The following is a 7,233-nucleotide window of genomic DNA, read 5'->3' as shown; positions in this document are numbered from 1 at the left end:
GCGGTCACGGGCATTGCCGGCCCGACCGGCGGTTCGGCCGACAAGCCGGTCGGCCTGGTCTGGTTCGGCCTTGCGCTGGCCGGCCAGCCGATCGTCGCCGAGCACCAACTGTTCGGCCACAAGGGGCGAGAGTTCATCCGCCATGAAACCGTGCGGCACGCGCTGGAACTCGGCCTGCGCGCGCTGGGCTAAACTCCGAACTCAGGCCGTTCTTGCGCCGTAGATCTGGTTGGCGCGCTTCTCGAAGGCCTCGGCAAACATGCGGAAGGCGCGATCGAACATCGTGCCCATCAACGCGCCGAGAATGCGGCTCTTGAACTCGTAGTCGATGAAGAAGTGCACCTCGCAGCCGCTATCGGCCGGGTCGAAGCGCCAGATATTGCTGAGATATTTGAAAGGGCCGTCGATGTATTTGACATCGATGGCCTTCTCGTCGGGCTTCAGCAGCACCTGCGTGGTAAAGGTCTCGCGGATCGCCTTGTAACCGATGCTCATGTCGGCAAGGAGGATGGTGCGGCCGTCGCGCTCCTTGCGCGAGCGCACGCTGAGCGCTTCGCACAGCGGCAGGAATTGCGGATAGGCCTCGACGTCCGCGACCAGCGCGAACATCTCCTGCGGCGTATGGGCGACGCGACGGATGGCTTCGAATTTCGGCATTCGGGGATCAGCTGGTCTTTTTGAGCTGCGCTTCCCGCGCCGCGCGCAGCCTGGCGAAATCCTCGCCGGCATGATGCGAGGAGCGCGTCAGCGGGCTCGACGCCATGAGAAGGAAACCCTTGGTCTTGCCGATCGTCTCGAAGGACTTGAACTCCTCCGGGGTGACGAAGCGGATCACCGGATGGTGCTTCTTCGACGGCTGCAGATACTGGCCGATGGTCATGAAGTCGACATTGGCCGAGCGCAGATCGTCCATCAGCTGCAGGATCTCGTTCCGCTCCTCACCCAAGCCCACCATGATGCCGGACTTGGTGAAGATCGACGGGTCGAGCTCCTTGACCCGCTGCAGCAGCCGGATCGAATGGAAATAGCGGGCGCCCGGCCGCACGGTCAGGTAGTTGGACGGCACGGTCTCGAGGTTGTGGTTGAAGACGTCGGGCTTCGCCGCCACGACGATCTCCAGCGCGCCGTCCTTGCGCAGGAAGTCCGGCGTCAGGATCTCGATCGTGGTCGAGGGCGCCGCCGCGCGGATGGCGCGGATGACCTCGGCGAAATGCTGCGCGCCACCATCGGCAAGGTCGTCGCGGTCGACCGAGGTGATGACGACGTGGCTCAGCCCCATCTGCTTGACGGCATGCGCGACGCGCGCCGGCTCATCGGGATCGAGCGCGGTCGGGATGCCGGTGGCGACGTTGCAGAAGGCGCAGGCGCGCGTGCAGATTTCGCCCATGATCATGAAGGTGGCGTGCTTCTTGTCCCAGCACTCGCCGATGTTCGGGCAGCCGGCTTCCTCGCACACCGTGACCAGCTTGTGCGACTTCACGATTTCGCGCGTTTCGGCGTAGCCCTTCGTGACCGGCGCCTTGACGCGGATCCAGTCGGGCTTGCGCAGCACCTCCTGGTCCGGCTTGTGCGCCTTTTCGGGGTGCCGCACGCGCGGCGCATTGGCGATCGTGTCGAGGACAGTGACCATCTCAAACCCGGTTCCTGAGCGATCGCCTGTCCGGCGCCCGCATTCCAACGTCACTTAGGACTTTTCGGCGCAAAGAAAAAGGCCACGCCGGCGCATGCCGCCACGGCCTTTTTCGCATAGCGGTATCGATGCCGGCTAACGGCGCACCAGCCGTCCTACAAAGATCAGCAGGCAGGCGCCAATGAAGCCCGTGATCAGATAGGCGAACCAGCCAACGCCGAAAGACTGGAAATTGAGAGCTTGCAGGATTGCATTCAGCACGACCGCGCCGACGATGCCCAAGATGATGTTCATGAAGATGCCGGTGTTGGTCTTCATCACCATCTCGGCGAGCCAGCCCGCCAAACCGCCGATGATGATGGCAGCCAGCCAGCCCACGCATTCACGTCCATATGCCCACTCCTCCTGTGACGGGTGAAAATGCATCCGGAAACGAACTGCCTTGCCGCCGAGGCTCCCAGATTTTCGCAGGTGAGTCTCGCATGGTAAATCTATCATGCGTTGAGCGCCCTGCCATAGGCGTCGAGCACGCTTTCCTTCATCATCTCCGACAGGGTCGGGTGCGGGAAGATGGTGTGCATCAGCTCTTCCTCGGTGGTTTCGAGGTTCATCGCCACGACGAAGCCCTGAATCAGCTCGGTCACTTCCGCGCCGACCATGTGCGCGCCGAGCAACTGGCCGGTCTTCTTGTCGAGGATGGTCTTGATAAAGCCCTGGTCCTCACCGAGCGCGATCGCCTTGCCGTTGGCGCCGAACTGGAAACGGCCGACGCGGATGTCCCTGCCCTCGGCCTTGGCCCTGGCTTCGGTCAGGCCAACCGAGGCGACTTGCGGGTTGCAATAGGTGCAGCCGGGGATTTTCTGCTTGTCGGTGGCATGAACGCCAGGGACATTGGCGATCTTCTCGATGCAGACCACGCCTTCATGCTCGGCCTTGTGGGCGAGCATCGGCGGGCCGGCGACATCGCCGATGGCGTAGATGCCGGGCACATTGGTCTTGCCGTAACCGTCGACGACGACGCAGCCGCGGTCCGTCTTGACGCCAAGTGCCTCCAGGCCGAGGCCCTCGATGTTGCCCTGCACGCCGACGGCCGAGATCATGCGGTCGGCGGTGATCTTCTCGACCTTGCCGTCCTTCATCTCGACATGCGCCGTCACCGAGTTGGCGCCCTTCTCGACCTTGGTCACCTTGGCCTCGAGGATGATCTTCATGCCTTGCTTCTCGAACTGCTTCTGCGCGAATTTCGAGACCTCGGCATCCTCGACCGGCATCACCGCCGGCAGCAGCTCGACCACCGTCACCTCGGCGCCCATGGTGCGGTAGAAGGAAGCGAACTCGATGCCGATCGCGCCCGAGCCCATGACCAGCAGCGACTTCGGCATCTCCTTCGGCACCATCGCCTCGAAATAGGTCCAGATCAGCTTGCCGTCCGGCTCGATGCCGGGCAGCGCGCGCGGCCGGGCGCCGGTCGCGAGGATGATATGCTTGGCGGTGTAGGTGCCCTCGCCCTTGACGCCTTTCGGCACCGGCGGCTGCGGCTCCATCGGCTTCTTGGCGGTCTTGGAGACAACGATCTCGCCCGGCTTCGAAAGCTTGGCCTCTCCCCAGATGACATCGACCTTGTTCTTCTTCATCAGGAAGGCGACGCCGCCGTTCAGCCTCAGCGACACCTTGCGCGAACGGTCGACCACGGCCGCCGTGTCGGCGCTGACCTTGCCACCATCGAGCTTCAGCCCGTAATCCTTGAGGTGATCGGAATAGTGCATGATCTCGGCCGAACGCAGCAGAGCCTTGGTTGGAATGCAGCCCCAGTTCAGGCAGATGCCGCCGAGATGCTCGCGCTCGACGATCGCGGTCTTGAAGCCGAGCTGGGCGGAGCGCACCGCGGTGACATAGCCGCCGGGGCCGGAGCCGATGATGATGACGTCGTAGGATTCAGCCACGGGTTTCTCCCTGGTTTTCTAGAGTTCCAGCATCACGCGCACCAGCGGTGCCAGCGCCTTGCCGATGTTTCGCGTGTTTTCGGCATCGAGATGGACACCGTCGAGCGGCGTGGTGACAGCGACGGAGCCGGCGTCGAAGAAGCCGCAGCCTGCTTCGTCGGCGAGTGCCGAATATTGCGGCGCCAGCCGCTTCGAGGCTTCGTCGCCGCCGGCGAACATCTCTTTGAATTCGGCGTTATCGGTGCGCGTGACGGCGGGCGGCGCGACGAGCAGGATTTGCGGCGCCAGCCATTCGAACGGATAGTCGTGGCCGCGCACGATGTCGATCAGGCGCTGCATGCCCTGCTTGGCGGCGACCGGATTGCCGTGGATCCACGGCTTCATGTCGTTGGCGCCGAGCATGATGACGATCAGGTCGAGCGGCGCGTGACTCATCAGGATCGTCGGCAGCACCTTCGCGCCGTTGCGGTCGGCGCCGGCGAGATGATCGTCGAAAGCGGTGGTGCGGCCGTTCAGGCCTTCGGCGATAACCTCGACGCCGTCACCGAGCGTTGCCTTGAGCACGCTCGGCCAGCGGTCTTCCGGCGCATGGCGGCCGAGGCTGGCGGCGTCATAACCCCAGGTCAGCGAATCGCCATAGCAGAGAATTGTCTTCATGCGCTTGCCCCATCCCTGCCGAACCCTGCCGCCGAGCGCTTGAGCCGCCAGCGTACGAACAGCCAATGCACGATGATCGTCGCGACACCGGGAAGGATCATCCCGGCGATCATCGAAAGGTCGCTCGCGGTCGCCCGATTCTCGGCCGGCACTGAAAAGGTCCATCCCACCAGCGCAAGCAGCGCGAGACCGAAAAACACCAGTAGCCACCACAATGTCCGGTCGACGGCACGAACCGGGTCGGCGAAGAACTGCACGGCGAAGAAGAGGATCGTCACGACGACAATGATCAGGGCAGTCGCCGCGAAAACCAGTGTGTATTCCTCTTCCGCGCCGGTCAGGACGGCCAGCTGCTGCGCCACCAGCGTGCCGGCCGAACTGGAGAGGATGAAGGCAAAAAGGCTGGTGAAGAATTTCCGCACCGCCTTTCCCTTCTTACACCAGCATGCCCATCGGGTTTTCGATCATGCGCTTGAAGGCGCCGAGCAGTTCGGCGCCGAGCGCGCCGTCGACGGCGCGGTGATCGGTCGACAGCGTCACCGACATGACGTTGGCTATCGTGATCTCGCCGTTCTTGACCACTGCACGCTGCTCGCCGGCGCCGACCGCCAGGATCGTGGCGTGCGGCGGGTTGATGACGGCGGCAAAATCCTTGATGCCGAACATGCCGAGATTGGAGACCGCCGTGGTGCCGCCCTGATATTCCTCCGGCTTCAGCTTGCGGCTGCGGGCGCGGCTGGCCAGATCCTTCATTTCATTGGAGATGACCGACAGCGTCTTTTCGTCGGCATGGCGGATGATCGGCGTGATGAGGCCGCCCGGGATCGAGACCGCGACGCCGACATCGGCGTGCTTGTGCTTGACCATGGCGCTGTCAGTCCACGAGGCATTGGCGTCCGGCACCGCCATCAGCGCCATCGCCATCGCCTTGATCACCATGTCGTTGACCGAGAGCTTGTAGGCGGGAACCTCGCCCTTTTCGGTCTTCTTCACCGGCGCGGCGGCGTTGAGCTGTGTGCGCAGCGAAAGCAGCGCGTCGAGTTCGCAATCCAGCGTCAGGTAGAAATGCGGGATGGTGCTCTTGGCCTCGACCAGGCGGCGCGCGATGGTCTTGCGCATGTTGTCGTGCGGGACGAGTTCGTAGGAGCCTTCGGCGAACAGCTTCAGCACCTGGTCGTCCGACATTGGCTTCGGCGCTGCAGCCGGAGCTGCCGCCGGAGCACCGGCAGGCGCCTTGGCGGCTGGCGCTGCTTTCGCGCCGCCGCCGGCAATCGCTGCCTCGACATCGGCCTTGACGACGCGGCCATGCGGGCCCGTGCCGGTGACATTAGCCACATCGACGCCGGCATCCTTGGCGATGCGTCGGGCAAGCGGTGACGCGAAGGTGCGCTCGCCGCCAGCGTGGCCATTAGCAACCGGAGCGGGCTCTGCCTTGGCCGGCGCGGGCGCCACGGCGGCTGCCGGCTTCGGCGCTTCCGCCTTCGGGGCCTCGGCTTTCGGAGCCTCGGCTTTGGGCGCGGCACCGCCATCGCCCTTCGCCGCGGCGCCGGCATCCTCGCCTTCGCCGGCAAGAATGGCGATCAGCGCATTGACCTTGACGCCTTCGGTGCCGGCCGGAACGACCAGCTTGGCGACGGTGCCTTCATCGACGGCCTCGACTTCCATCGTCGCCTTGTCGGTCTCGATCTCGGCGATCACGTCGCCCGGCGAGACCTTATCGCCTTCCTTGACCAGCCACTTGGCGAGATTGCCTTCTTCCATCGTTGGCGAGAGCGCCGGCATGGTGATGTTGATGGGCATCGCTCACTCCTGAATGAATTTGAACAGGCCGCGCATGACGGTCAGCGTGGCGACGATAAACACAGGTGGCAAGACCCCGAAATGAAAGCTGCTTTTACTCATTTCGAGGCTCATCATGCCACCGGTTTGATCAACCTGTGCGGAACCAGTTGCGACAATTGCCAGGACAAGCGAAGCGACGCCGCTGAGCACCAGCAAGACCGCATCGAACTTTCCTGTCATCGAGCGCACGAAAAAGGCCACGGCAATGGTAGGGACAATGACGGCGGCCAGAACCCAGAGAGACGGCATCCGCGTTGTTTCCTAGCGATAGGTGACTGCTTTGACCGCCTCGACGACCTCGCCGACATTGGGCAACGCCAGCTTTTCGAGGTTCGCCGCGTAAGGCATCGGCACGTCCTTGCCGGCGATGGTGATGACCGGCGCGTCGAGGAAGTCGAAGGCGCGCTGCGACACCTGGTTGGCGATATGGTCGCCGACCGAGCTCTGCGGGAAACCTTCCTCGACCACGATCAGGCGATTGGTCTTCTTCACCGAAGCGATGATGGTGTCGAAGTCGAGCGGACGGATCGACCTGAGGTCGATGATCTCGGCGTCAATGCCCATGCCGCGTAGTTCAGCCTCGGCCTTCACCGCATAGGTCATGCCGATGCCGAAGGAGACGATGCTAACGTCCTTGCCCGGCTTGTGGATGCGCGCCTTGCCGATCGGCAGCACGAAATCATCGAGTTTCGGCACGTCGAAGGACTGGCCGTAGAGGATCTCGTTCTCCAGGAAGATGACCGGGTTCGGATCGCGGATCGCGGCCTTCAGTAGGCCCTTGGCGTCGGCGGCCGTGTACGGCATCACCACCTTCAGCCCGGGAACATGGCTGTACCAGGCGGCATAGCACTGCGAGTGTTGGGCGGCGACGCGGGCGGCGGCACCGTTCGGCCCACGGAAGACGATCGGCGCGCCCATCTGGCCACCCGACATATAGAGCGTCTTGGCGGCTGAGTTGATGATCTGGTCGATCGCCTGCATGGCGAAGTTGAAGGTCATGAACTCGACGATCGGCTTCAGGCCAGCCATCGCGGCGCCGACGCCGACGCCGGCGAAGCCGTGCTCGGTGATCGGCGTGTCGACGACGCGGCGCGGTCCGAATTCCTGCAGCAGGCCTTGCGTGATCTTGTAGGCGCCCTGGTACTCGGCGACCTCCTCGCC

10 protein-coding genes are annotated in these 7,233 nt (G+C 63.7%); 1 reads left to right on the top strand and 9 read right to left on the bottom strand.

The window, feature by feature from the left end:
* Positions 1-192 (top strand): CinA family protein (locus EN745_RS25490; protein ID WP_189363158.1); only part of this gene is annotated, 192 nt, incomplete at its 5' end.
* A 9-nt stretch (positions 193-201) separates the two neighbouring features.
* Here the strand turns inward: EN745_RS25490 and EN745_RS25485 are convergent.
* The 9 genes from EN745_RS25485 to EN745_RS25445 all read right to left on the bottom strand — a co-directional run.
* Positions 202-657, bottom strand: coding sequence for a type II toxin-antitoxin system RatA family toxin (locus tag EN745_RS25485; RefSeq protein WP_126054619.1), 456 nt, complete (start codon positions 655-657; stop codon positions 202-204).
* 7 nt (positions 658-664) lie between these two features.
* A complete protein-coding gene (gene lipA, locus EN745_RS25480; RefSeq protein WP_127406444.1) occupies positions 665-1,630 on the bottom strand; it encodes a lipoyl synthase in 966 nt (321 codons plus the stop codon).
* A 135-nt stretch (positions 1,631-1,765) separates the two neighbouring features.
* Entirely contained in the window at positions 1,766-2,056 is a 291-nt protein-coding gene (locus tag EN745_RS25475) for a GlsB/YeaQ/YmgE family stress response membrane protein (protein ID WP_127422541.1), read from the bottom strand.
* Positions 2,057-2,124: 68 nt separating this feature from the next.
* Positions 2,125-3,573: a dihydrolipoyl dehydrogenase gene (gene lpdA / locus EN745_RS25470; protein ID WP_127406443.1), complete on the bottom strand. Its 1,449-nt coding sequence runs from the start codon at positions 3,571-3,573 to the stop codon at positions 2,125-2,127.
* An 18-nt stretch (positions 3,574-3,591) separates the two neighbouring features.
* Positions 3,592-4,230, bottom strand: a complete 639-nt coding sequence (locus tag EN745_RS25465) for an SGNH/GDSL hydrolase family protein (RefSeq protein WP_127406442.1) — start codon at positions 4,228-4,230, stop codon at positions 3,592-3,594.
* Positions 4,227-4,652, bottom strand: coding sequence for a hypothetical protein (locus tag EN745_RS25460; protein ID WP_127406441.1), 426 nt, complete (start codon positions 4,650-4,652; stop codon positions 4,227-4,229). Before EN745_RS25460 ends, EN745_RS25465 begins: the two co-directional genes overlap by 4 nt.
* Before the next feature lie 13 nt (positions 4,653-4,665).
* Positions 4,666-6,030 carry a pyruvate dehydrogenase complex dihydrolipoamide acetyltransferase gene (locus EN745_RS25455; protein ID WP_127406440.1) on the bottom strand — a complete coding sequence of 455 codons (1,365 nt, stop codon included), beginning with the start codon at positions 6,028-6,030 and terminating at the stop codon, positions 4,666-4,668.
* A gap of 3 nt (positions 6,031-6,033) precedes the next feature.
* On the bottom strand, positions 6,034-6,321 hold the full coding sequence (locus EN745_RS25450; RefSeq protein ID WP_126054626.1) for a hypothetical protein: 288 nt from the start codon (positions 6,319-6,321) through the stop codon (positions 6,034-6,036).
* 12 nt (positions 6,322-6,333) lie between these two features.
* On the bottom strand, positions 6,334-7,233 hold a 900-nt coding region (locus EN745_RS25445), incomplete at its 5' end, for a pyruvate dehydrogenase complex E1 component subunit beta (protein WP_127422540.1).

The organism is Mesorhizobium sp. M4A.F.Ca.ET.022.05.2.1 (assembly GCF_003998845.1).
Taxonomy (GTDB): Bacteria; Pseudomonadota; Alphaproteobacteria; order Rhizobiales; family Rhizobiaceae; genus Mesorhizobium.
This window is presented reverse-complemented; position numbering and strand designations above follow the sequence as displayed.

Coding starts and splice junctions, on each gene's coding strand:
- EN745_RS25485 (WP_126054619.1), bottom strand. CDS start 657: ATGCCGAAATTCGAAGCCATCCGTCGCGTCGCCCATACGCCGCAGGAG.
- lipA (WP_127406444.1), bottom strand. CDS start 1,630: ATGGTCACTGTCCTCGACACGATCGCCAATGCGCCGCGCGTGCGGCAC.
- EN745_RS25475 (WP_127422541.1), bottom strand. CDS start 2,056: ATGCATTTTCACCCGTCACAGGAGGAGTGGGCATATGGACGTGAATGC.
- EN745_RS25465 (WP_127406442.1), bottom strand. CDS start 4,230: ATGAAGACAATTCTCTGCTATGGCGATTCGCTGACCTGGGGTTATGAC.
- EN745_RS25455 (WP_127406440.1), bottom strand. CDS start 6,030: ATGCCCATCAACATCACCATGCCGGCGCTCTCGCCAACGATGGAAGAA.
- EN745_RS25450 (WP_126054626.1), bottom strand. CDS start 6,321: ATGCCGTCTCTCTGGGTTCTGGCCGCCGTCATTGTCCCTACCATTGCC.